We start from the raw sequence: 22,700 nt of genomic DNA, 5'->3' as shown, positions 1-22,700 counted from the left end.
GGCGGGCAGCCGCCCCGCACCGCGGTCCGGCTACTGCGCCGGCGCCTCGGACTCGGCCGGCGTGCCGGTCTGCTCGGCCTTCGGAAGGTACTGGTCGGGCATCGGCGAGCCCGGGAACCACTTCTGGTAGAGCTCCTTCCAAGTGCCGTCCTCCATGGCGGCGAGGAGCGCCTCGTCGAGTGCGGCCTTGAACTCGGTGTTGCCCTTCGCGATGGCGAATCCGGCCGGAGCGTCGAACGAGGGAATGTCGATCGCGTTCTCGAGGCCGTACTGCGCTGCGTACTCCTTGGCCGCCTCGTAGTCGAGGAAGTGGGCGTCGACGCTGCCCGAGTTCACCGCGGAGATCGCCGCGTTGTTGTCGGGGAAGCGCACGAGCTCGGTCTCAGTGAAGTTCTTCACGGCGAAGGCCTCCTGAAGGGTGCCCTGCACCACGCCGAGCCGCTTGCCCGCGAGGTCGTCCTCGTCGGCGATCCCCGCCTCGGGGTTCGCCATGACGGTCAGGTACCCGGCGAGGTAGCCCTCCGAGAAGTCGACGGTCTGCTTGCGCTCGTCGGTGATGCCGATGGCGGCGACGCCGACATCGAACTGGCCGTTGGCGACTGCGGCGAGCAGGCCCGAGAAGTCCTGGCCGGTGAACACCACGTCGTCGATGCCGATGCGCTCGGCGACATCCGTGAAGAGTTCGACGTCGAATCCGGTGAACTCGCCGCTCTCGTCGGTGAAGGTGTAGGGCTTCGCGTCGCCGAGGCTCGCGACTCGGATCTGACCCGGGGTGATCAGGTTGTACGGGTTCTCGTCGCCGCCGGCGCCGGCGTCGGTGCTGGCGGAGCCCCCCGACGAGGCGCAGGCCGCGAGGGCGAGGGCTGCGGATGCCGCAACGGCGGCGATCGCCGCACGGCGGATGGTGGTGCGAATGGTCACGATGTTCCTCTCGTGTGCTGTGGATCGTGATTCGGTTGCGAAGTCTCGCTTCCGCTGATCCGCCGATTCGCTGGTCCCTCGTCGGATGCTGCGGTGTCGCTGTTGCTGAGACCGGTCTCAATCCGGTATGTTGAGACCGGTCTCAGTTCGCTTTCTGGGACAGTACGCGACCATCACCGCCGCGTCAACCCATGACATGAATTTTTCTCGGAGGTCTTGTGAGCGGCGACAACGGACGACGTGAAGTGACGGTGAGCGACGTCGCCACCACCGCCGGAGTGTCGAAGGCGACCGCGGCGCGTGCCCTCGGCGACTATGGCGCCGTGAGCGCCGCCGTGCGAGATCGCGTGCTCGCGGCGGCAGAGCAACTCGGCTACCGGCCGAACGCCCTGGCGAAGACGATGAGCACCGGGCGATCGAACACCTTGGGCATCGTGATCGGCGACATCGAGAACCCGTTCTTCGCGCAGGCCACGCGGGGCGCCGCCGATGTGGCGAATGCGGCCGGATTCGATCTCATCCTCTCGAACTCCGACGAAGATGCCGAGATCGAGGCGAACGCCATCGGCGTGCAGCTCGCGAAACGGGTCGACGGGCTGCTCGTCGCGCCCGCGTCATCCGTGCGCATCGACAACCTCCGCACGATCATCGACGCCGGCCGCCCGCTCGTGCTGTTCGACCGCGCCGCACCCGAACTTCAGGTCGACACGGTCATCGCGGCGAATCGGAAAGGCGCCCGGGATCTCACCTCCCTGCTTCTCGCCGCAGGTCATCGGCGCATCGCGTTCATTTCGTCGATCGCGCACGACGGCCCCTTCCGTCGCGCCGACTCGCTGACGTCGTCGTCGGTCGACGAACGTGTGCGAGGCTTCGTCGAGACGCTCGAGGCAGCAGGAGTTCCGGAACCCGAACGGTTCGTGCACCTGAACGCACGCATCGAGGGTGTCGAGCAGCTGGCTCGACGCCTACTCGAAGGAGATGCCGCGGTGACCGCCATCGTCGCGTCCGACAGCCTCATCGCACTGGGCGTCTTCCGCGCCGCGCGCGCCCTCGACCTGCGCATCCCTGACGACCTGTCGCTCGTGGCGTTCGACGACGCCGACTGGACCGGTGTCACGACCCCCGGCGTCACCGTGATGGCGCAGCCGATCCACGAGATCGGCGCTGAGGCGGCGAGGCTCCTGATCCGCCGCATCCGTGGCGACGGCGGGCCGCCGGTGACGAGCGTGTTGGAGCAACGCTTGATCGCGCGCGACTCGGTGGCGCCACCGCGCGCTGTCTGAGCTCATCGACCCGGACCCTGTGACCTTTGCGGTTCTCGCGACATCTCTAAGGTAAGGGAGGTGCGCGTGGACGAGAGCGAAGGGTCCGACGCCGATCTGTTGAAACGGGTGGCGGGCGGAGATCAACGGGCGCTGGCGGTCGTGTTCGACCGGTATGCGCCGGCGGTGACGAGATATGCGTGGGCGATCGCGGCGAGCCGGATGGACGTCGAGGAGATCGTGCAGGACACCTTCGTGACGATGTGGCGGCGAGCCGGCGAGGTCACGATCGCCGAGACATCCCTGCTGCCCTGGTTGCTGGTCACCTGCCGCAACCTGGGCCGGAACGCGGCCCGCAAGTCGGCGAGGCATGAAGCCGACGAGCTCGACGAGACGTCGACGAACCGGGCCGACGCGGTGCGTGACCATCACGACGCCGAGTCGGCACGCGACGACCTGCGCTGGGTGCTCGACGAGATCGAGCGACTCGATCCGATCGACCGACGGGTGTGCGAGCTGTGCCTGATCGAGGGCATGCCGTACGCCGAAGCCGCGGAGCACCTCGGCCTGAGCGTCGGTGCGGTGAAGCAACGCGTGTCCCGGAGCCGGGCCCGATTGAAGAAGGCGGTGACACTTCGATGAGATCCGAACCACCCACAGGCGACGACCTGACGCGCATGCTCGTGTCGATGAAGCGCAACGTGCTCAAGCAGGCCGCGAGCGAGCCGGCATCCGCCAAGCGCTCGACGCGCACCGACCGCATCGTCGGCGGCGTGCTCGGCGCGGCACTGCTCGTGGGCGTCGCTGTCGGAGCAGCCTTCGTCTTCGGAGTCGGCCCGATCGGGCAGTACTCGATGGACCCGGCGTCCACGCCGACGCCGACCATCACCCCGAGCCCGACGCCGACGCCGAGCCCGACCCCGACGCCGCCCCCCACCGAGGATCCGGTGGCCACTGGAACGCCGGAGTCGCGCTACGGACTCGCGTGCGAAACGCTGGTCGACCCCTCGCTGGCGTCGAATCTCTTCACCACGGATGTCGCGCCGGCCGACCCCATCGTCACCGCATCCGGTATCGGCATCGCGATCCCGAGGGTCACGTCGATCCTCTCGGTCGGCGGAACCGCGTGCGAGTGGTCGAACGGAGCTCCCGAGAACCACCAGTACGGCACGAATCCCGACTACGTGGGGGTCACCGTCATGGTCGTGCCGCGGCCCACCGCGGGCTGGAGCGAACGCGCCGCGCAGTATGGACTGCCCGACGAGCGCAACCAGTGCGACCCGGCAGCGGTGCTCGATGCGTTCGCGCTCTGCGAGGGATCCGCGGCCGTCGGCGACGCGTGGGTGGTCGTGTCGGCGTTCGGCGGAGCGGGCACGATGGATGCATCCCAGTGGCAGCCGTTCTTCGACGCCATCATCGCCGCCGTGAGTGCGGCAGGCCCCGCCGCGCCCCCCGCTGCCGTCGAGCACGCGGGCACGCCGCCGGCGGAGGATTGCGAGGCGATTCTGCCGCTCGACACTGTTCGGTCCATCACCGGCACGCCCGAACCCGAACTGCGCCGAAGCGGTGGCGGCGGCTGGAGTGCGTGGGCGGAGGCCCGGGAGACCGCCGGCAACACCGGATGCATGTGGACCGTCCTCGACGCCGACCTCGCGGCCGGCGTGGACTGGGTGACCGACGGCCGCTGGGCGTTCGAGCGGATGCTGCAGGCCGGCACGACGGCGCCGGTGGAGGTGGCCGGGCTCAGTGCCGGCGACGCGGCGGTGATCCGATGCTCGTCCGCCCCGTATGGGGACAGCTGCGCAGTGGATCTGCGGATCGGCACGGACTGGTACAACGTCACGGGCGCCGACCGCGACACCGCGATCGCCCTCGCTGAGGCGGTGGTGGCACAGCTCGGACCCTGACACCGCCGACGCTCACTCGGCGCTCACGCAGAGCTCACTCGCCAGGTGCGGGTGAGCTCTGCGGCGTTCGTCTCGGGTGGATGCCGGGGGCAGTGCGCCGCATACGACGTGGCGCGGATCTGAGTCCGCGCCATGTCTGGTGGTCGTGTCAGGCCGCGGCGGCGGCCAAGGCGTCGGCCGGCGCGAGCGGCGCGTCCGCGGCGTCCGCGTCATCGGGCTCGAAGGTTTCGACCTCCTCGCCCGCGTCGAGCGGGTTCGCGATCTCGTCGCGGGTCATCCGCGCGGCCACGATCGCGACAATCGAGATCACCAGCGGCGCAACACCCGCGATGAGGAACACGACCGGCAGCCCCAGCGACTCCCCCGCCGGACCCGCGACGGCCATCGACACGGGCATGAACGCCAGCGACACGAAGAAGTCGAGACTCGAGACCCGGCCGAGCATCTCGGCCGGCACCCGGCGCTGGAGCAGCGTGCCCCAGATCACGACGCCGCCGTTGAACGCCGCGCCGACCAGGAAGGCCGCGATCGCCATCACCCAGATCTGATCGGTCAGCCCGAAGACCGCGAGCGGGAGGCATCCGAACGCCCAGAGCAGGTTCATCACGGTGAGGTAGCGGCGCGGCATCCGGAGCGACGCGATGATCGCGGAACCGACCGCACCACCGATGCCGAACGCGGCCAGGATGAGCGCGTGGTCTTCGGGTCCGCCGGCGGCACGGTCCTTGATCACGAACGGCACGAGCACCTCGAACGGCCCCATGATCAGCAGGATCAGCAGCGACGCGAACGTCAGCGTGCCGAGCAGCCACGGCGTGCGAACCATGTAGCTGAACCCGTCGCGCACATCCACGAGCAGGGCCACGGCCGGATGCCGCGATCCGGCGTCGTTCGCGTTCGCGAGCTCGGGGCGCTCGCCCCGCATCGGCACCTCGGGCACCTTCAGGATGAACACCGCGGCGGCGACACTGGTGAGTGCGGCGACGGCGAGTGCCGCGCCCGGCGATGAGATCGCGATGAGCGCGCTCGCGAGCGCCGGTCCGCCGGCCTGCATGAGCACCGGACGTGCCATGCCCTCGAAGCCGTTCGCGGCCATGAGCTCGTCTTCTGGCAGCACGCTCGGCAGCAGCGCCGAGTACGCCGGGTAGTACAGCCCGGCCATGATCCCGCCGACGAGCGCGACCACGGCCAGCTGCCACGCGGCGAGCGAGCCCGTGAGCGAGAGCAGCGCGACGATGCCGACGCTGGCGGCCCGCACGACCTCGACGACGAGCAGGATGCGCCGCTGCGACATCCGGTCGGCGAGCGCACCGCCGAGCAGGGTGGTCAGCAGCATCCCGACCGCGGAGGCACCGGCGACGAGCGAGAGTTCGGCCGCCCCGCCGCCGATCGCGACGATCTGCCAGACGAGCGCGACCATCCAGATGCCGGCGCCGACCATCGACGCCACGAGCGCCGCGGCCAGCCGGCGGTAGGCCGGGTTGCGAAGGGGCCGGAGGGCCCGCGGTGTTGACATGATGTCGTCTCCTGAAATGTTCGCCGTCGCGTCAGCTTCGGTTCGTGCACGAAGCGGATGCCTCGAACGGATGCTTCTACTCATGCGTCGAACCGGGCGCGACGAAATCGACACCTCGCGAGAAATGATCCGAAAGGTTCAGCACCACCGAGGGGGATGACTCGTGTCGAAACGTGACCAGTTCGGGGCGTGTCGACCGTGTTCCAGCCCGAGTAGCGTCGAGGACACGCCTCTCGATGAGAGAGCGAGCCGAGGCATCAGAGCTCGAACTTTTTCATCACTCGTCGGTCCAGGTCTTCCATCGAGCTCAGCGAAGTCGACGTTCAACCCTCTCCTCCCAGGTTCCGCCGCCAGCTTGCGGGAAACGGCTCAGGTCTGGAGTATCGGGATGTCCGCCGAGGAAACGAATGCGACTTCTGGCACGGGGAAGGATTCCCGCCCTTCCGCGGTGAGCGAGCAGGCTCAAGACGGTACCGAAGCCACCGCACCCCGCACCGACTTCAGCACTACCGACCTGGTGAGCACCACTTCAGGCAGAGCCAACAATGACGAGTCCAAGGCGAAGAAGCGTCGAAGTCGCCTCTTCGTGGACATTGCCATCGCGGTGGGAAGTGGGATCGTGTCCGGCGCGATTGTTGGGTTCATGATTTTCGCCTTCCAGTACAACGTCGAAGAAGAACGCATGACGCGCGAGCAGATTCGAGAAGACGAACGCCAAGCCGTGGCGATTCGGCTCGAGAACCTGCGTTTCGTGCGGGCGCTGTCATCTGACGTGATCCTGGATCGTCCATTTCGCGGGCTGGATCTCCGCGGAATGGAATTGAGTGGACTCAATCTCGCGGGAGCGGACCTCCAGGGAGCGGACCTCACCCAAGCGACCATCACTGCGACGAACCTTGTCGGGGCGAATCTGAGCGGTGCCAACCTCACGGACGCGAGCCTGACCTTCAGCGACCTGACCGGTGCCCAGCTGCTCAACGTCAACATCGAGGGGGCCCGCTTCGACAGCGTCGACCTCTCCGGCGCGTGGCTCGATGTGACCGAGATCTACGATGAAGCACCGGCGGTGGTCTCGGAGCCCGCAGCGAGCTGGGAGGGCGTGGACCTCATCGGGGCCACGGTTGGCTTCATCGACTTCTCCAACATGAGTTACGTGCACGGGAGCTCCATTAGCGCTGCGGAGTTTCGGGGCGTCGACCTCTCGGGCGTCTCGATCGACAACGAGCCGATGTCCGACTCGGGTGGGGTGGAGAATGTCTGGTTCTGTGCCGATGGAACTCAGCTGCCCGCTGATTTCGACGCATCGTACGTCACGGACGACCCCAATCGTTGTGTGGAGCCTCGGAACCGGATCAGTGCGATCGTCGATATGTATCTGGGCGGACTCATCTCCGAGCAGGATCTTCTCCAAACCCCGATGATCGAAGAAGGCATGTTCGAGCGTTTCGTAATTGGGTGACGCACGAAACACCGCTTGGGCAGCTCAACCCCCGCACGAACGCCGAAAGGCCATCGATGCTCCACACGAACTCACGCAGGTCTCGCTCGGCGAACCAGACCGGCGTCGCCCACGGGCGCCCGGTCGCGTCGGCGGTCGCGAGGGTCAGGTACTCGTTCGCCTCGATCACGTGGCGCGCGGCATCCGTGGATGACTCATTCTCGTGAGTGGCCATGCTCATGGCTACCACCCATCAGCCGTGGCGCGACTCGGGTCGAGCGGCGCGCGAGCGTTGCGTCTGGCTCGTGTCGGTCTCGCCTCATGTGAGGCGACCTTGACATGAGCGGAAGGGAGACCAAGTTCCGGGGGCGGTCGCGATGCGGTGACCGTCGCCACCCCGCTACGGCTCGCTCGCCCGACCGCATCAGCCTGTCAACCCCGCGCGACACCGCCGCGCCGCTGCGACGCTGGAGAGCGAGCAGCAGACCACGACGGAAGGACGATCATGAGCGACGAACGCAGACCGGACCGCGACGACGTCGAGAGCGCCGGAATTCCGACCGATACCCGAAGCGACGGCGGAGTCGGCAGCGTCGGTGGCGTGTCGGGCGTCGGTCTCGTCGGCACGGACTTCGGGATCGCTGGCAACGTTCCCGAACCGCCCGGCGTCGATGAGGAACCGGTCATGATCGAAGACGCCGACGACCCCGATGCGATGGCGCACCGCGGCGAGTCGGGCGACGACTCGATCTCGCCCAGCGGGGTCGGCCCTGAGGTACGGCCGCCGAGCTGACACCACCAGGGCGCGGCGACCGAGGCGGCTTAGCTCCGTTCCGCCAGCTGGCGGAACGTGACCGACCACCGCTCCTCGCGGACCGCGCGGATCGAGTGCTGCCACGCCCACCGGGCGGCTCCGGCGAGCACGTACGCCGACCTGGGCAGGAGCGGCTGTTCGAAGACGCGACGCTCACCGCCGGCCGCGGTGCGCTGGAAGCGCATGACGCAGCTCGAGGCGAGTGACACGCCGACCACGATGCGCCCGAACGTCGGCACGTCCCGGTGCCAACTGATCGTCGCGCCGGGCGGGTAGAGGGTGACGAGCGCTTCCTCGAAGCTCTCGGAAGGCGCACCGCCGAGTTCCGCAGCGCGGTCGCGCAGCTCGAGCAGGTACTCGGGGATCGGGTCGACCTCGGTGGTGCCGCGGGTGTCGAAGTCGTATCCCACGCCGAAGGCGCGGGTGAGCCGGCGCGACGGCACACCGTGCAGCACAAGGGGCGACATCTCGAGCTGCGAGAACCGCCCGAGCAGGGCGGACTCCTCGTCGGGCGAGATGAGACCGTCGCGGTACAAGAGTCCCGAGGGCCGCTCGACCACTCCGCGCATCGCCATGGTCACCAGTATGGGCCGGGTACGGCCGTCGGCGGGCCGGGGTTGCGACCGGTGACCCGATGAGGCAGCGAGGCGGCATCGCGGCATCCGCCTGTCAACCGCCTGCCGCGTCGGCTCGGGGCGTGCGACCGTGGCACGACGACCGAATGGAAGGAACGCATCGTGACCGACATCGGAACCGGCTTCGTCGACCCGGGCGACAACAAGGACGCCGATCGCAAGGACATCCCCATGACGCAGGTGCAGGACGACGAGGTCGCCCGGCACAGCACGACCGCAGACGACGCGCCCGCGGGCGAGGGCGTGGGAATCGGCGGCGAACCGACGCGGCTTCCCCGTGACGACGAGGACGAAACCGCGAACGACGTCGGCTGAGACCGGGGCACCACCGAGGAGGCCGCCGGCCGCGGCATCCGATCAGTCCACGCTGAGCGCGATGCGCGCCAGGCGGTACTTCTCCACGAGGCGCAACTGGGTGTCGTAGTCGAGACGGCGCAGGCGCCAGCGAGCGGTGTTGTCGTCGATGTCGGCGAGCTTGACGCGGCGAGCGATGGGGTCACGGCGGATCCGCTCGTAGTACTCCTCGACCGTGATGTCGGCGGTGCGCGTCAGCAGCTGCACGACGTCGAGCACCTCGGGCAGCACGCCGGCTTCGAAGAGCTCCTGCGGCGTGACCGGCGAGTCTTCGAGCACGTCGTGCAGCCACGCCGCCGCCGCCTCGACGGGCTCGGTCGCGGCGTCGAACCGCTCGGCGATGCGACCCGGGTGATCGATGTACGGCGCGCCGCTGCGGTCGTGCTGGCCGCGATGCGCCATGAACGCGATCCCCTTCGCGAGCGCCACCTGCGCGATCGCCTCGTCGGGCGACATCGCCGGGTGCGGCACGGATGCCGCCGCATCGTCGCGCTCGAACGTCACCGTCGACGCCATCATCGCCTCGAACTCCTCGGTCACGGGGTCCACCTCCACCTCTGCTTCGCGTTCATCCGCCTCGTCCTCCTGCCGCTCGTGCTCGGCCTCCGACCCTGCGTCGGCCTCGACGTCGACGCGGTGCTCTGCGTCAGTCGTCGTCTCGGCGGCCACCTCGGCGAGCGGATCCCGCCCGCGAACCGGGCGCACGAACTGCAGCTCGACCTCCAGCTCACCGAGCTCGCGTTCATCGAGCTCGAGCATCGAGCGCGCCCCGCTCTCGCGGCGCTCCTCGAACGAGTGCTCATCGACCTCGCCGAAGCGCTCACCGTCACGGGTCGAGAAGTACCGCCGACGATCGCCGTCGGTCACCGCGACGATCACCGAGTCGTAGTCGCCGCTCGGCTCCACGCAGCTGAGGAAGTACCGGCGACGATCGGGCAGCGGATGCCGCGGCACCTCGATCTCGGGAACCTCGACGCGCCGCCCGTGCGCCCCGACCTGCGCGCTCGCGGCCTCCGCCTCCGCATGCCCGACCTGCGCGTCTTCGGCCGGTTCACGGCCGACCCGATCCTCGTCGCGGTCGACGTCCGCCGCGGGCGCGCCGTACGCCGACACCTGATCGTCATCGGGGGCGTGCAAACCGGCTCCAGGGGGCGGGCGGTCCGGCGGACCGGTGGGGTCGTCGAGCGTGCTGGTTCGGATGCCAAGGGCGCGCACCCGTGGGTCCGATGCTACGTCGTGGGGAGCGCGGAGGTGAACGCGCACTCCGGCATGGCGAACTTCGCGAGCGTTGCCGCGTCGAAGGGCGAGGAGTAGATTCCGCCCCGACTGGGTATGCCGACTGGCAGTGGCGCATTCGCGTCGAGGAGGGAATCGAAGTGGCTGAGCACGAGACCGGCTTGGAACCGACGATCGAGATCACCGAGGGCGATTACCCCGAGATCATGCGGGTCATGACGTCCGACGGCGAGGTCGACGCCTACCTCGACAGCGTCGGCATCGGGCAGGACACATTCGCCGACGACGCAGGCGGCGCGTCGTGCGCCGACGAGCGGGCCGCACTCGGCGGCTCACTGCTCTACGTGGTCGAGGTCGGCGAGGTGACCGACGCGACCGAATCCGAGGGCGCCCTCAACCTGGCAGCGTCGGCTGCCGCCTCGCTGATGGCCTCGCTCATCGAGGTGAGCAACGAGGGACTCCGGCTGGCCGAGTGCCTGGATTCGACGCATCCGGATGCCGGGACTCGACTCCGCGAGACGTTCGAGCTGCTCGGCCTCGACATCGACCGCCTCCGGCGCGCCGTCGAGGAGCGGTCCGCAGGCTGACCCCAGGCAACTGCGCCCACCCGGCCTCGGAACCGAGTGCGGTCAGTCGAACATGCCGTCGAAGATGCTGCCGATGACGAGGCCGCCGAGGATGCCGCCCATGACGTCGCCCGCACCGCTGCGCCGGCCGCCGCCCCAACCGGGGCCGCCCCAGCCCGGGTCGCCCCACTGACCGGGATGCTGCGGCCGCGAGACGTCGATGTCGCGCTGGGCGAGCTGCAGCGCCTCGCCCGCGAGGTACGCGACGCGCCGCGCCATGGCCATCGCCTGTTCGCGGTGGTCCTCATCGATGGCGGTCGCGGCCGCCGCCGACCCGCCGAGGTACCGGTCGAGGTCGACGCGGATACGCTCGGACTCGGCCAGTCGCGTGCGCGCGTCGGCGCCGATCCAGCCGCGGTGCCCGGCGATGACGTCGCGGGCGACGGCGAGCTGGCGGTCGGCGTCGTCGATCGCGTGGCGCACGTGCTCGAGCGGCGGGATGGGCCGCGCCGCGCGCTCGCGAGCTTCGGCGATCGCGGCATCCAGCCCCGCGTTCGCCTCGCGCAGCCGGCTCAGCTGCGTGAACGGGTCGGTGTTGACGCCGGCAGCCGGGAGCGCGGCGAGGGCGGACTGCAGCTCGGCGATCGCCTTGGAGACTCCGGGGGAGGGCGGCTCCTTGAGCGCGACAACGAGGTCGTCGCGGGAGTCCTCGACGATCGCCGCCAACGTGGACTCCGCCCGGAGCGCCTCGACCTCGAAGGTCTCCACCGCATCGAGCAGGGTCGCCGCCCGGCGCACCGACTCCGTGGCGGCCTCGAGCGCCAGGTTCGCCTGCTCGCGCTGCCCGGCCTCGCGCCGGCGCTCGGCGACACCGGCGCTGTGTTCGGCGAACCCGAGCAGCTGATCGGCCTCGGCGGGGTTCGCCTCGACCTGGGCCAGCGCCTCGGGCGCGTAGCGGGCTGCGAGGCGTTCGACGGTCTCGCGCGCCTGGGGAATGCGGGAACGGAGGCGCGCGGCATCCGACCGGACCCCGGCGATGATCTGGGGCGCGCGCCGTGCCCGCGCGATCCGGTCGGCGAGCGCCGCGGTCCGCTCGTCGAGCACGTCTTCGGCCCATTCGCACAGCTGCACGATGCGTCCATTGCGCTCGCGCAGTTCGTCGGGGGTGTCTGGGATCTCGTCGTGGTTGAGCTGGTTCAGCCGAAAGGCCTCGCCGAGGTGCTGGCGCACGGCGGTGAGTGCGACCCGCAACTCCTGCGTCGCCTCGTGGCCGAGCTCCGCCTCGGCGAACACGAGCTCGTCGGCGGTCACACGGATGCGCTCGTCGGCCGCGACCAGCGCGGTGCCGGCCCGCTTCGCCAGATCGAGGTCCTGGGCTTGGAGCTCCTGCTGCTGTTCACGTTTGCGCTTGCCCCAGAATCCGGCCATGCCTTCGATCCTATGGGCGCTGCTGGGAGAGTGCTGCGGGGTGAACGGGTCGGGCGTCTCGATACGCGGCGCCTTCGGCGGCGCTACTCGACGACCGAGGGCGTGGGCGTCTCGATACGCGTCGCCTTCGGCGGCGCTACTCGACGACCGAGGGCGTGGGCGTCTCGATACGCGTCGCCTCCGGCGGCGCTACTCGACGACCGAGAGCAAGCGTCTCGATAGGCGGCGCTACTCGACGACCGAGCGGATGCGCTCCCGCCGACCCGGGATTCCGTCCCTTACCGGCACCCAGGCGCCGTCGCGCTCCACCTCGTAGGCGCCGAACGCGCACGGGATGCCGCGGGCCGTCATCGGATCGAGCGCGTCCATGAGCTGGAAATGCAGGTGGGGGCTCGTCGAGTTGCCGGTGTGGCCGACCCGGCCGAGGACGTCGCCGGATGCCACGCGCTGACCCTCGGCGACCGCAACCGAGCCCGGCGCCAGGTGCACGAACGCGCCGAACACCTCGCGTTCAGGCGCTCGGGCGCCGGCTGCGCCGCCGCCGATGCCGCCGGTCGCCCGCAGGATCACGTGGTTGCCCAGGATCTCGGGCAGCCGCTCGGGCGTGAACGTCGCGGCGTTCCTGACCATGCGCGCCGCCTCTCGCGCCGGGTGGATCCACTCGCGCTCGGGCACGCCGTCGAGCGCACGCACGACCTCTCCGTCGAAGGGCGCGTGCACCGGCGCTCCCCACGCGTAGGCGTCGCGCGTGCGGCTGCCGGCGATCAGCTGCCGCGCCGACGAGCCAGCCGTGAAGTGCACTCCGCCACGTGCATCGACCTTGATGAAGTCGTACGCGTACCGCTGCCCGAGCATGTCGGTGCCATGGCTCGGGACGCGATGCGCGGGCGTGGTCACCGCCATCCATCGCTCCCCTCGCAGCGGGAACTCGACCACGACGGGGGTGCGAAGCGCGTCATCCATCGCAGGCGAGGTTACCGAGCGAGATCGGGTGTCGCGACCTGTTCGGACACGCATGCCGGGATCGAGACTCCTGAAGACAAGGACGACGGTGGCGAGCAGGAACAACGTCCTTGTTTTCAGGAGTTGCTCCGGGATGATCGCCACGCGCGCAGCATCGCGAAGACACCCGGGGAGCGGTGTCGGCGGCACCCCGTAGTGTCGCCGTCATGACCGGCATCCGACCCTTCGAACTCCACGTCGACGACGAGGTGCTCGACGACCTGCACGCCCGCCTCGCCCGCGCGCGACTCCTTCCCGATTCGCCGCGCAAGCCGCGGTCGGGCATGACGGCCGGATATCTGCGCGAGCTCATCGACTCATGGCTCGACTGGGACTGGCGCGCCCGCGAAGACTGGCTCAACCGGCATCCGCAGTTCATCGCCCGGGTCGACGACGCCGACGTGCACTTCGTGCACCTGCGATCGGAGCGAGCGGATGCCCCGGCCCTGCTCGTCATGCACGGATGGCCGCACACGTTCGCGCTGCAACTCGACTTCGCCGACCGGCTGCCCGACTTCGACGTCGTCGTCGCGAGCCTGCCCGGGTTCGCGTTCTCGTCGCCCTACGACGAGGGCGCAATGACCGAGAAGCGACTCGCGGCCACCTTGCACGCGCTCATGACCGACGTGCTCGACTATCAGCGGTACGTCACCTACGGCGAAGACGTCACGGCGAACGTCAGCGACCTCATCGCGGCGCGGTACCCCGAGCACGTCGCGGGCATCGTCGCGACGCACGCGCACTTCCCCACCGGCAGCGAACGCGAGCTGCTGACGGATGCCGCGGAGCGCGCGTTCTTCGACGACCTCTCGGCCCGGCACGGCTCCGACGGAGCGTACGGGCACGTGCAGGCCACCCGGCCCGACACGCTCGCGGCGGCGCTGAACGACTCGCCGGCCGGGCTGCTCGCGTGGATCGCCGAGAAGCTCGTCGAGTGGAGCGACACCCCGCCCGGCGATCCGCGCGCGGTGGAGCGCCGCATCTCGCGCGGCCGCATCCTCACCGAGGCGATGATCTACTGGGTCACCCAGACGATCGGGTCATCGTTCCGCCCGTACTACGAGGGCGCCGACCAACCCGACCCGATTCCGCCGACCTCGGTGCCCGCGGCGGTCTTCATCCAGCGGCACGAGGGCGACTACCCCGAGTCGATCGCGCGGCGGCACTACCTCGACCTACGAGTCTTCGACCGACTCGAGCAGGGCGGGCACTTCGCCGCGGCCGAGGTGCCCGACCGGCTGGCGTCGCTGGTGCGGGAGTTCGTGACCACCGAGGTCGTGCCGGCCTAGACGCCGCGCTCGACCGGCACCAGCGTCACGTCGCGAAGCACGCCGTCGTCGGCGACGGCGGTCATGATCGTGCAGACCGGTTGGCGACGTCGGTCGGTCGGCGACCCGGGGTTCAGCAGTCGGATGCCGCGAGGCGTCACGGTGTCCCAGGGGATGTGACTGTGCCCGAATACGAGCACGTCGAGACCGTCGTACGCGGCATCCATGCGGGCCTCGCGGCCCGCCGCAGGGCCGGTCTCATGGACGACGCCGACTCGCAGCGCGTCGACCTCGACCCGCGCGAACTCGCCCAGGCGCGCGTGCAGTTCGGTGCCGTCGTTGTTGCCGGCGACACCGACGAGTCGCGCGGCACGTGCGTCGAGCGCGTCGAGGGTCGCGGCATCCACCCAGTCGCCCGCATGGATCACGAGGTCGGCGGCGTCGACCGCGCGCCACACGGCCTCGGGCAGGCGCCGCGCTCGCGCGGGCACGTGCGTGTCGGAGATGAGGAGCAGCCGGGTCGCCACCGCTCCATCATCACCCGTGCATCGCCGGCTCACGCTCCCCCGACTCGTGCGGCGCGGCGATCCCGTGCCGAGGCGGCTCGACCCGGTCCTCGAGCAGGAACCTCGAGAGGCGCACCCGCAGGCGCTCGGCGAGCGTCAGCCTGCCGAGTTCGTCGGGCCGCAGCACGAGGGGCCGGTAGTCGGATGCGTCGGCGAGCCGCCACCGCTCGGACTCGCCGAGCGGGCGATGCACCTCGACGTACTCTCCCCCGGGCAGGCGCACGATGCGCCCGGTCTCGTAGCCATGCAGCAGCACCTCGCGGTCCTTGCGGCGCAGGCCGAGGCAGACTCGCCGCGCGATGACGAATCCGAGGGCCGGCCCGACCACGAGCAGCACCTGGAGCGCGACGATGACGTGCTCGAACGCGAGCCCGAAGTGCGTCGCGATGAGGTCGGCGCTTCCGGCGATCCACAGCACGCCGTAGAAGACGATCCCGGCGACGCCGATGCCGGTTCTCGAGGGCATGTTGCGCGGTCGGTCGAGCAGGTGGTGCTCCCGATGGTCGCCCGTGATCCACTCCTCGACGAACGGGTAGACCACCACTGCCACGAGGAAGAGCGTCACGACCGCGAGCGGAACGAGGATCGCGAGCGTCCAGGTGCGGTCGAGCCAGACCACCTCCCACCCCGGCGGCACGAGCCGAAGGGCGCCGTCGAGGAAGCCCGTGTACCAGTCGGGCTGGCTGCCCGCACCGGCGTCACCCGGCGCGGCGGGGCCGTAGAGCCAGATCGGGTTCACCGTCACGGTCGCCGAGATGAGCACGACGAGTGCCGTCACGATCGCGAACAGCCCGCCCGCCCGTACAGCAGCCTTGGGTAGCACGGGAACGCCGACGACGTTCTGCTCGGTGCGTCCAGGGCCGGGGAACTGCGCCGGCCCGTGCCGCCACCCGGCGAACGCTCGCAGGGCGACGAGCGCGATGAGCACTGCCGGTACCACTGCGACATGCAGTGGATAGAGGTGCTCGATGATCTGGCCGGGGAACTCCCCACCGAAGAGGAGGACTTTCAGCCAGGTTCCGACGACCGGGATGCCGAGCGTGATGCCCTCCGTGATGCGCAGTCCGGTGCCCGAGAGCATGTCATCGGGAAGCGCGTAGCCGCTCCATCCGCCTGCGAGGGCCACGATCCAGATGAGGAAGAGCAGCACCCACATGGCGCGACGAGGACGCCGGAAGCCCCCCGTGAAGAAGGTCGTGAGGAGCTGCATGATGATCGACGCCGGCAGCAGCAGACCCGACCAGTGGTGCGCCTGGCGGAGGAGCAGGCCACCCGGGACGTCGAAGGTGAGCCGCATGGTGGAGTCGAAGGCCTTCGAGACCTCGGCACCGTGCAGCGGCGCATAGCTGCCCGTGTACGTGGTCAGGCCACTCGATGGCGTGTAGAAGAACATCAACAGGAGGCCCGTGACGGTCACGACGGTGAGGAGGGCCACCGTGACGATTCCGAAGAGGTTCGTCCAGTGGTTCGGCACCGTTCGCCGACGCAACGTGTCCCTGACGTCGGAGACGCGGCGACCGAACACGGTCGTGTTCAGCACTCGGGCGGCGAGCCGCTCGCTCGTCGAGCGGCGAGGAGGGCGGCGGTCAACGGGCATGGGGAACACCTCCGGCGACGAACGCGCCACGCGGATCCTGCACCGAGAGGAGCGAGACGATGTCGCGCCCCAGGAGCGCGGCGGTCAGCCACACCGCGAGCACGCGGATCTTGCGCTCCCACGTGGGGATCGCCAGCACGTGATATCCGCGGTGCATGAGCCAGGCGAGCGGCCCCTTCACGACGAGGCCCTGGTACTGGAAGATCCCGCGCCCGAGTCCGAGCGTGGCGACGACGCCGAGGGAGTCGTGCCGGTAGTCGCGGGTGGGCTGGCCGTGGAGGCTCGCGGCGATGTTCGCCGCCAACCGCTTGCCCTGCCGCACGGCGTGCTGCGCGTTCGGCACCGTGAGGGCGCCGGGAACGGGCGAGGCGAGATCGGGCACCGCGGCGTTGTCGCCAGCCGCCCACGCGTCGGGCACGGGCTCCTCGGGGGTGCCCACGCGGAGGTCGGGGCGCACGATGAGCCGGCCGCGTTCATCGGTGGGCAGATCGGTGTGCTTGGCGATCACCGGGTGCGCAGCATTTCCGGCCGTCCAGACGATCAGGTTGGCGTCGAACACCACGCCGTTCGAGAGCTCGACCCTGCCGTCCACCGCCGAGACCACCCTCGCGTCGAGATGCACGTGGGCACCCCGCGACCGGAGCGACTCGACGACCCATCGGCCGGGCTCATCCGTCACCTCGGGGAGGATGCGATGATTCGCCTCCACGAGGTGGAACGACAGCTCGGAGAAGCGGATCTCGGGGTAGGACTTCAGCAGGGCCGTTGCGAGCGAGAGCAGCTCGCCGAACCCCTCGACCCCCGAGAACCCGCCGCCGACGAAGGCGAAGGTGAGCAGCTTGCGCCGCTCGGGGCCGGGCTCGAGCACCGAGGCACGGTCGAAGGCGGTGAGCACGCGGTCGCGAATCGCGACGGCCTCCTCGACGTGCTTCATGCCGATCGCGACCTCGTCGGCACCGGGGATCGGAAGCGTCCGTGTCACCGCACCCGCGGTCACCACGATCACGTCGTAGTCGACCGTGAAGTCGGGGCCGTCGGCCGGCCGTACCGTCACCGTTCGGTCGGCGTGGCGGACCATCGTGGCCCCGCCCGCGATGATCCGCGTGCGACGGAGGTGGGAACGCAGCGAGATCGCCGCATGCCGCGCCTCGACCGATCCAGCGGCCACCTCGGGGAGGAACGGCTGGTAGGTCATGTACGGCCGTGGGTCGATGATGACGAGCTCGGCCTCGTCGGGCCTGAGCCGCTTCTCGAGCTTCCACGCCGTGTAGAAACCGGCGTATCCCCCGCCGACGATCACGATCCTGCGCATCTGCAGCTCCTCGATTCATTCCTTCACCCGTTAAGACCGCGCAGGGCTTCGATTTGTGACATCCACGCCTCTGTCACGACTTGAACCTCGACACGGTCGGAGCTTGCAGACCCAGTGACAGGATGACCGTATGGACGCGAACCTCGACGATGCGCTCGACGTGTTCCAGGGCGTTCGCCGGCGCCTCTTCGGCATTGCCTACCGGATGCTCGGGAGCGCGACGGAGGCCGAGGACGTCGTGCAGGACACTTGGCTGCGCTGGCAGCGCACGGATCGAAGCGTTGTGGTCGACCCTCCGGCGTTCCTCGCCACGACGGCGACCCGCTTGGCCATCAACGCGCTCCAATCGGCCCGCGCCCGTCGCGAGACGTACGTCGGCCCCTGGCTGCCGGAGCCGGTCGACACGAGCGCCGATCCGACCCTTGGCGCCGAGCGCGCTGAGGGACTCGGGTTCGCGGTGCTCACGATGCTCGAGAAGCTCACCCCGACCGAACGCGCGGCCTACGTGCTGCACGAGGCGTTCGTCTATCCGTATTCGCAGATCGCCGAGATCATCCGGACCTCCGAGGCGGCGGCGCGCCAGCTCGTGAGCCGCGCACGCAAGCATCTCGCCGAGGACCGCCGTCGCGAGGTGTCATCCGAGGAGCAGCGGCGCCTCCTCACGGCGTTCGTGGGGGCGGCACGCACGGGCGACCTCGACCAGCTCGAGCGGCTCTTCGCCGAGGATGTCGTCTCCTACTCCGACGGTGGCGGCGTGGTCCGTGCCTCACGGATCCCCGTGCACGGTCGAACCGTGGTCGCGAAGTTCGTCCGCGCCTTCCACCTCCGATTCTGGGAGGGTGTGCGCGCCGAGGAGGCGACCATCAACGGCCAACCGTCGGTGGTGCTCTCTCGCGATGGAACGGTGTTCGCGGTGCTCACCGTCGTCGCATCCATCCGGGGCATCGACCAGGTGCTCTGGATGATGAACCCCCACAAGCTCGGCGCCGTGAGCCGTGCAGCGTGAAGCAGTCGTCGCCCGCCTCCTCCGCGGTCTTGTCGGCGGCGACGACCTGACGCTGGCGGGCGTGCTGCATCCGTCTGCGCGCATGCTGCTCGACACCGGCGACGGCGTGGGCGGCGACATCCACGGTCGCGCCGACGTCATCCGGGGGCTGAGATCACTGCTGTCAAGACATGCGGATGCCGCACCGCAGACGGCACACGTGAACGGAAGCACGGGGCTGGTACTCCGTCGGCACGATGGGGCGGTGGTCGTGGTGGTATGTCTCGACCTGGATGCCGCCGGCGCCATCAGGACGGTCTGGGTGACGGCCGACGCGAGCAGGCTTCGTCACTGGAACCGTCGCCAAGACGACGGCCCCGACCGACGGGGTTCGCCGATGCCGTCACAGAACGGCCCGCCGCCCGGTCGAAGCTGACGACGGGCGCGAACCGCACCCGTTCGGAACCCTGAACTCGAAGGAACGCTCATGAAGATCGTCGTCATCGGAGGCACGGGCCTCATCGGATCCAAGCTCGTCGCGAAACTCGGCGACCACGGGCACGAAGCCCTCGCTGCCGCGCCGAACACCGGCGTCAACACCCTCACCGGCGATGGGGTCGCCGAGGCGCTCGCCGGTGCCGACGTCGTCGTGGATGTCTCGAACTCGCCCTCGTTCGACGAGCAGGCGGTGCTGGACTTCTTCACGACGTCGACCGCGAACCTGCTGGATGCCGCGAAGGCCGCCGGAGTCCGCCATTACGTCGCCCTCTCGGTCGTCGGCACCGAGCGCCTGGCCGAGAGCCCGTACTTCCGGGGGAAGATCGCGCAGGAGCGCCTCATCCGCGATGGCGGAGTGCCCTACTCGATCGTGCATGCGACCCAGTTCTTCGAGTTCGTGAAGAGCATCGCCGACGCCGCGACGGTCGACGGCGAGGTGCGGCTCTCGCACGCCGGCATCCGGCCCATGGCTGCCGATGACGTCGCCTCCGCGGTCGAGCGCGTCGCCCTCGCCGAGCCGATCAACGGCGTCGTCGAGGTGGCCGGGCCCGAGCAGTGGAGCCTCGACGACCTCGTGCGCACGGGCCTGGAGTTCCGCGGCGACGACCGGCCGGTGGTCGCCGACCCCGAATCGCGGTACTTCGGCGCGATCCTCGAGCCCGACACGTTGCTTCCCGGCCCCGAAGCCGAGCTCGCCGAGACACGTTTCGAGGACTGGCTTCCGGCCAACCCGCTCCCGAAGGGACGCTGACACCAGTTTCCGGGTCGTCCCGCACCTCTTCCCGGGCGGGCGCGTTTCAATCTCGGACAAGCGCGCATCTCTCCCGGACACCCGGCATCAGGCTCGTTCCGCAATCTGCCAGCCCTCACGCCGCGGGGTCGGATCTTCGTCGCTCGAGTTGGTCGGCGAGTCGCGTGGGTGATTTCGTGGCGGGGCGCCATGCGCCGCCGGGGTCGAGCCATCTCGGGGCGCGGATCTGGGGTGCGCCTCGGATCATGCGGATGCCCCACCCCGAGGTGTCGATGGTGCGGTGATGGAACCAGCAGACGAGCACGCCGTTGTCGGGGTGGGTGGGGCCGCCGTCGGCGTCGGGGATCACGTGGTGGATCTCGCACCAGGACGCCGGTACCGAGCAGCCGGGGATGAGGCAGCCGCCGTCGCGGACCGTGATCGCGCGACGCTGCGCGGGCGTGAAGCACCGCTCCTGCGCCCCGAGTTCGACGATTTTGCCCTGGTCGTCGAGCACGACGCGTTGGGTGCCGCCGGTGCAGATCAGGTGCCGCACCGCCCGCATCGAGATCGGGAGGCCGACGCCGTCGGCGTGCCCGGCCCCGCGACCGGCGTGCAGGTCGGCCGCGCGCACGCTGACCAGCACGGTCGGTGCGGCTCCGCCGATGGTGGGATGCTCGCCCGAGCGGGCGGCGGTGTCGACGATCGCAGCGAACACGTCGTGCCGTTGCTGATCGGAGCTGCGCTGCTCGCCCGAGGCGGCGAAGTGGGCGACCTCCTCGTCGGTCATGAACCCGGTGCCCGACCGTGGTGAGAGGTGCGCGTCGAACAACCGGGTGAGTTTTGCGGCCACCTCGGGCATCAGCTCGCCCCGGACCGCAATGAGGCCGTCACGGGCCCGACCGAGTCGGATGCCGCGGCGGCGCATCGCGCGCTCGTCATCGGGTTCGGTGCCGTCTTGGTCGAGGAACACCGCCCACGCCTGCGCTTGGATGCGCAGCTCATCGGCGGTGCACCGCACGGTCGCCGCCTCGCCGGTGCCGGTGGCGGCGGCCACGAGTTCGTGCTCGGCGGCAGCGAACGTCACCGGGTCGGCCACCCGCCGGGACCGGTCGAGTTCGCGCACGATCGTGCCCGCGGCATCCGCCCCCAGCTCGCCGGCGGCGAGCGCCGCCGCGACACCCGGGAACTCGGCCTCGAGCGGCTCACCGGTAAAGGACACGCGGGCCCGGCTCGCCGACCCCAGCGTGATGCGCCGCCGCGCCTCGACCCCCGACACCTGCGTCACCCGTTCGACCAGCTCGGAAGCGGAGCGGCACCCGCGCCGCGTCGACAGCCGCTGATCACCCAGCTCGACCCGAGACCGCTCGGCCACCTCACCGGCGATCGCCGCACGTTGCGCGTCGACCACTCGGCCCACCGCCTCGACCGCGGCCGTCACGGCGAGCAGGTCATCGTCGGACCACCGAGCCGGCTCGTCGAACCCGACCACCCCGGCAAGCGCGGAACGGAGCCGCTCCAGCGCTTCGGGGATGCCGGTCATGAGTCCATCATCGCGCGACCCACCGACATTCAAAGGCGGTCGAAATGGCCGATCAGCCTGTGAATATTCCCGGATTCAGCCGATCTGTTGAGGACATGTGCCGCCGAGGAGACTATGGGTTCCGATCCGCCGGAACCGACGCGGGCTCAGCGGCCGCGGTCGCCTCAGGCCCGGGCGCCAACTCCTCCGCGCACGCAGCCTCTGGCCCCTCCGCCGCAACGGCGACGACACGGCGACGCCGCGTCACCAGGTACGACCCGAGCAGCACGAGCGCGAAGCCCACGATCGTCCACACGGTGACCCGCTCGCCGAGCACCAGCACGCCAGCGACGATGGCGACGGCCGGGTTGACGTAAGTGATCGCCGTCGCCTTCACGGGCCCGATCTCGGACACGAGCGCGACCATGAGCAGGAACGCGAGCGCGCTGCAGACCACCGCCAGCACGACGATCGACCACACCACCACGTCGGACGGCCACGCGGTCGGCCACGCGCCGGTGAACAGCACGAACGGCACGTACACGACGGCTGTGGCGGCCAAGGACACGGCCACGACACCGACGCCCGGGAGGTCGGACATCCACCGCGCGAGGATCGCCGGTCCGAGTGCGTACCCGACCACGACGATGCCCACCTCGGCAACCGCGATGAGGTCGGACCCGGCCACATCGAGGCCCACGAGGGCGGCGACGCCGAGCATGCCCAACACGATGCCGAGCCAGTTCAGGCGTGTGAGGCGCTCGGGCCGACCCATGATGAAGGCGATCGCCACGCCGACCAGCGGCACCGTGGCGAGCAGCAGCCCGGCCGTCGAGCTCGGCAGCCGCTGCTCGGCCGAGCTGAGGAAGTACCACGGGATGATGATCTCGACCACGGTGTACGCGAGCATCGGCTTCCATCGGCGCACCACGGGCGCCACCTCGCGCCGGAAGAACGCCAGCGGCAGCAGCAGGAGTGCCGCGAGCCCGGCCCGCCCGAGAACCACCATGGCCGGCTCCAGCTCGCCGACCGCCACCTTGATGAAGAGGTAGGGGATGCCCCACGCGATGCCGAGCGCGGCGAACAGGATCAGGCCACGTCGTGTCACCTGTACATTCTCGTGGGTGCCGCCGACATCGAACG

The 22,700-nt window shown here is 69.9% G+C and carries 23 protein-coding genes; 11 read left to right on the top strand and 12 right to left on the bottom strand.

Annotated features, from left to right (window positions below; all coding sequences use genetic code 11):
• Nucleotides 1-30: 30 nt before the first annotated feature.
• A complete protein-coding gene (locus HUS56_RS10080; protein WP_173923310.1) occupies nt 31-921 on the bottom strand; it encodes an ABC transporter substrate-binding protein in 891 nt (296 codons plus the stop codon).
• A 251-nt stretch (nt 922-1,172) separates the two neighbouring features.
• Between HUS56_RS10080 and HUS56_RS10075 the strand changes: the two genes are divergently transcribed.
• The 3 genes from HUS56_RS10075 (at nt 1,173) to HUS56_RS17155 (ending at nt 4,090) form a co-directional block, all read left to right on the top strand.
• Nucleotides 1,173-2,204, top strand: coding sequence for a LacI family DNA-binding transcriptional regulator (locus HUS56_RS10075; protein ID WP_254431392.1), 1,032 nt, complete (start codon nt 1,173-1,175; stop codon nt 2,202-2,204).
• Nucleotides 2,205-2,270: 66 nt separating this feature from the next.
• Nucleotides 2,271-2,825 carry an RNA polymerase sigma factor gene (locus HUS56_RS10070; RefSeq protein ID WP_173923306.1) on the top strand — a complete coding sequence of 185 codons (555 nt, stop codon included), beginning with the start codon at nt 2,271-2,273 and terminating at the stop codon, nt 2,823-2,825.
• A complete protein-coding gene (locus HUS56_RS17155; protein ID WP_217423991.1) occupies nt 2,822-4,090 on the top strand; it encodes a hypothetical protein in 1,269 nt (422 codons plus the stop codon). Before HUS56_RS10070 ends, HUS56_RS17155 begins: the two co-directional genes overlap by 4 nt.
• A gap of 148 nt (nt 4,091-4,238) precedes the next feature.
• On the opposite strand, the gene HUS56_RS10060 is transcribed toward HUS56_RS17155, so the two are convergent.
• Nucleotides 4,239-5,606 carry an MFS transporter gene (locus HUS56_RS10060; protein ID WP_173923304.1) on the bottom strand — a complete coding sequence of 456 codons (1,368 nt, stop codon included), beginning with the start codon at nt 5,604-5,606 and terminating at the stop codon, nt 4,239-4,241.
• Nucleotides 5,607-5,994: 388 nt separating this feature from the next.
• On the opposite strand from HUS56_RS10060, the gene HUS56_RS10055 reads away from it, so the two are divergent.
• Complete coding sequence (locus HUS56_RS10055; RefSeq protein ID WP_173923302.1) at nt 5,995-7,065, top strand: pentapeptide repeat-containing protein; 1,071 nt, start codon at nt 5,995-5,997, stop codon at nt 7,063-7,065.
• On the opposite strand, the gene HUS56_RS17490 is transcribed toward HUS56_RS10055, so the two are convergent.
• Nucleotides 6,992-7,279 carry a pyridoxamine 5'-phosphate oxidase family protein gene (locus HUS56_RS17490; protein WP_371808308.1) on the bottom strand — a complete coding sequence of 96 codons (288 nt, stop codon included), beginning with the start codon at nt 7,277-7,279 and terminating at the stop codon, nt 6,992-6,994. The genes HUS56_RS10055 and HUS56_RS17490 overlap by 74 nt on opposite strands.
• A 270-nt stretch (nt 7,280-7,549) precedes the next feature.
• On the opposite strand from HUS56_RS17490, the gene HUS56_RS10045 reads away from it, so the two are divergent.
• The gene (locus HUS56_RS10045; RefSeq protein WP_173923300.1) at nt 7,550-7,837 is read left to right on the top strand and encodes a hypothetical protein; all 288 of its coding nucleotides are present in this window, start codon (nt 7,550-7,552) and stop codon (nt 7,835-7,837) included.
• 29 nt (nt 7,838-7,866) lie between these two features.
• Here HUS56_RS10045 and HUS56_RS10040 read toward each other — a convergent pair whose 3' ends face one another.
• A complete protein-coding gene (locus tag HUS56_RS10040; RefSeq protein ID WP_173923299.1) occupies nt 7,867-8,433 on the bottom strand; it encodes an alpha-ketoglutarate-dependent dioxygenase AlkB in 567 nt (188 codons plus the stop codon).
• Nucleotides 8,434-8,595: 162 nt separating this feature from the next.
• Here HUS56_RS10040 and HUS56_RS10035 point away from each other — a divergent pair, with 162 nt between their 5' ends.
• Nucleotides 8,596-8,808: a hypothetical protein gene (locus HUS56_RS10035; protein WP_173923297.1), complete on the top strand. Its 213-nt coding sequence runs from the start codon at nt 8,596-8,598 to the stop codon at nt 8,806-8,808.
• Nucleotides 8,809-8,850: 42 nt separating this feature from the next.
• On the opposite strand, the gene HUS56_RS17150 is transcribed toward HUS56_RS10035, so the two are convergent.
• Nucleotides 8,851-9,984: a hypothetical protein gene (locus tag HUS56_RS17150; protein WP_217423990.1), complete on the bottom strand. Its 1,134-nt coding sequence runs from the start codon at nt 9,982-9,984 to the stop codon at nt 8,851-8,853.
• Nucleotides 9,985-10,223: 239 nt separating this feature from the next.
• On the opposite strand from HUS56_RS17150, the gene HUS56_RS10025 reads away from it, so the two are divergent.
• Entirely contained in the window at nt 10,224-10,670 is a 447-nt protein-coding gene (locus HUS56_RS10025) for a hypothetical protein (RefSeq protein ID WP_173923286.1), read from the top strand.
• Nucleotides 10,671-10,712: 42 nt separating this feature from the next.
• Here the strand turns inward: HUS56_RS10025 and HUS56_RS10020 are convergent, their stop codons facing one another.
• Together HUS56_RS10020 and HUS56_RS10015 are read right to left on the bottom strand one after the other, a co-directional pair.
• Complete coding sequence (locus HUS56_RS10020) at nt 10,713-12,077, bottom strand: hypothetical protein (protein ID WP_173923285.1); 1,365 nt, start codon at nt 12,075-12,077, stop codon at nt 10,713-10,715.
• A gap of 228 nt (nt 12,078-12,305) precedes the next feature.
• Nucleotides 12,306-13,040, bottom strand: a complete 735-nt coding sequence (locus HUS56_RS10015) for a M23 family metallopeptidase (RefSeq protein ID WP_173923284.1) — start codon at nt 13,038-13,040, stop codon at nt 12,306-12,308.
• Nucleotides 13,041-13,246: 206 nt separating this feature from the next.
• On the opposite strand from HUS56_RS10015, the gene HUS56_RS10010 reads away from it, so the two are divergent.
• Nucleotides 13,247-14,368, top strand: coding sequence for an epoxide hydrolase family protein (locus tag HUS56_RS10010; protein ID WP_173923282.1), 1,122 nt, complete (start codon nt 13,247-13,249; stop codon nt 14,366-14,368).
• On the opposite strand, the gene HUS56_RS10005 is transcribed toward HUS56_RS10010, so the two are convergent.
• The 3 genes from HUS56_RS10005 to HUS56_RS09995 are packed head-to-tail and all read right to left on the bottom strand — an operon-like array spanning nt 14,365 to nt 17,822.
• Nucleotides 14,365-14,874: a metallophosphoesterase gene (locus HUS56_RS10005; protein WP_173923280.1), complete on the bottom strand. Its 510-nt coding sequence runs from the start codon at nt 14,872-14,874 to the stop codon at nt 14,365-14,367. The genes HUS56_RS10010 and HUS56_RS10005 overlap by 4 nt on opposite strands.
• A gap of 10 nt (nt 14,875-14,884) precedes the next feature.
• Complete coding sequence (locus tag HUS56_RS10000) at nt 14,885-16,510, bottom strand: cytochrome b N-terminal domain-containing protein (protein ID WP_173923279.1); 1,626 nt, start codon at nt 16,508-16,510, stop codon at nt 14,885-14,887.
• Nucleotides 16,500-17,822, bottom strand: a complete 1,323-nt coding sequence (locus tag HUS56_RS09995) for an NAD(P)/FAD-dependent oxidoreductase (RefSeq protein WP_173923277.1) — start codon at nt 17,820-17,822, stop codon at nt 16,500-16,502. Before HUS56_RS09995 ends, HUS56_RS10000 begins: the two co-directional genes overlap by 11 nt.
• A gap of 130 nt (nt 17,823-17,952) precedes the next feature.
• Here HUS56_RS09995 and HUS56_RS09990 point away from each other — a divergent pair, with 130 nt between their 5' ends.
• Genes HUS56_RS09990 through HUS56_RS09980 form a run of 3 tightly spaced genes read left to right on the top strand, consistent with a single transcriptional unit; the run spans nt 17,953 to nt 20,056 of the window.
• Nucleotides 17,953-18,828: an RNA polymerase sigma-70 factor gene (locus tag HUS56_RS09990; RefSeq protein WP_173923276.1), complete on the top strand. Its 876-nt coding sequence runs from the start codon at nt 17,953-17,955 to the stop codon at nt 18,826-18,828.
• Nucleotides 18,818-19,243: a hypothetical protein gene (locus tag HUS56_RS09985; RefSeq protein WP_173923274.1), complete on the top strand. Its 426-nt coding sequence runs from the start codon at nt 18,818-18,820 to the stop codon at nt 19,241-19,243. Before HUS56_RS09990 ends, HUS56_RS09985 begins: the two co-directional genes overlap by 11 nt.
• A 51-nt stretch (nt 19,244-19,294) precedes the next feature.
• A complete protein-coding gene (locus tag HUS56_RS09980; RefSeq protein WP_173923273.1) occupies nt 19,295-20,056 on the top strand; it encodes an SDR family oxidoreductase in 762 nt (253 codons plus the stop codon).
• A 115-nt stretch (nt 20,057-20,171) separates the two neighbouring features.
• On the opposite strand, the gene HUS56_RS09975 is transcribed toward HUS56_RS09980, so the two are convergent.
• Complete coding sequence (locus HUS56_RS09975; protein WP_173923271.1) at nt 20,172-21,578, bottom strand: HNH endonuclease signature motif containing protein; 1,407 nt, start codon at nt 21,576-21,578, stop codon at nt 20,172-20,174.
• Nucleotides 21,579-21,690: 112 nt separating this feature from the next.
• Nucleotides 21,691-22,665: a DMT family transporter gene (locus HUS56_RS09970; RefSeq protein ID WP_173923269.1), complete on the bottom strand. Its 975-nt coding sequence runs from the start codon at nt 22,663-22,665 to the stop codon at nt 21,691-21,693.
• Nucleotides 22,666-22,700: the final 35 nt, after the last annotated feature.

The organism is Agromyces sp. Marseille-P2726, assembly GCF_902809835.1.
Classification (GTDB): domain Bacteria; phylum Actinomycetota; class Actinomycetes; order Actinomycetales; family Microbacteriaceae; genus Agromyces.
Note: the sequence above shows the minus strand (reverse complement) of the source record. Positions and strands in the feature narration are given on the sequence as shown.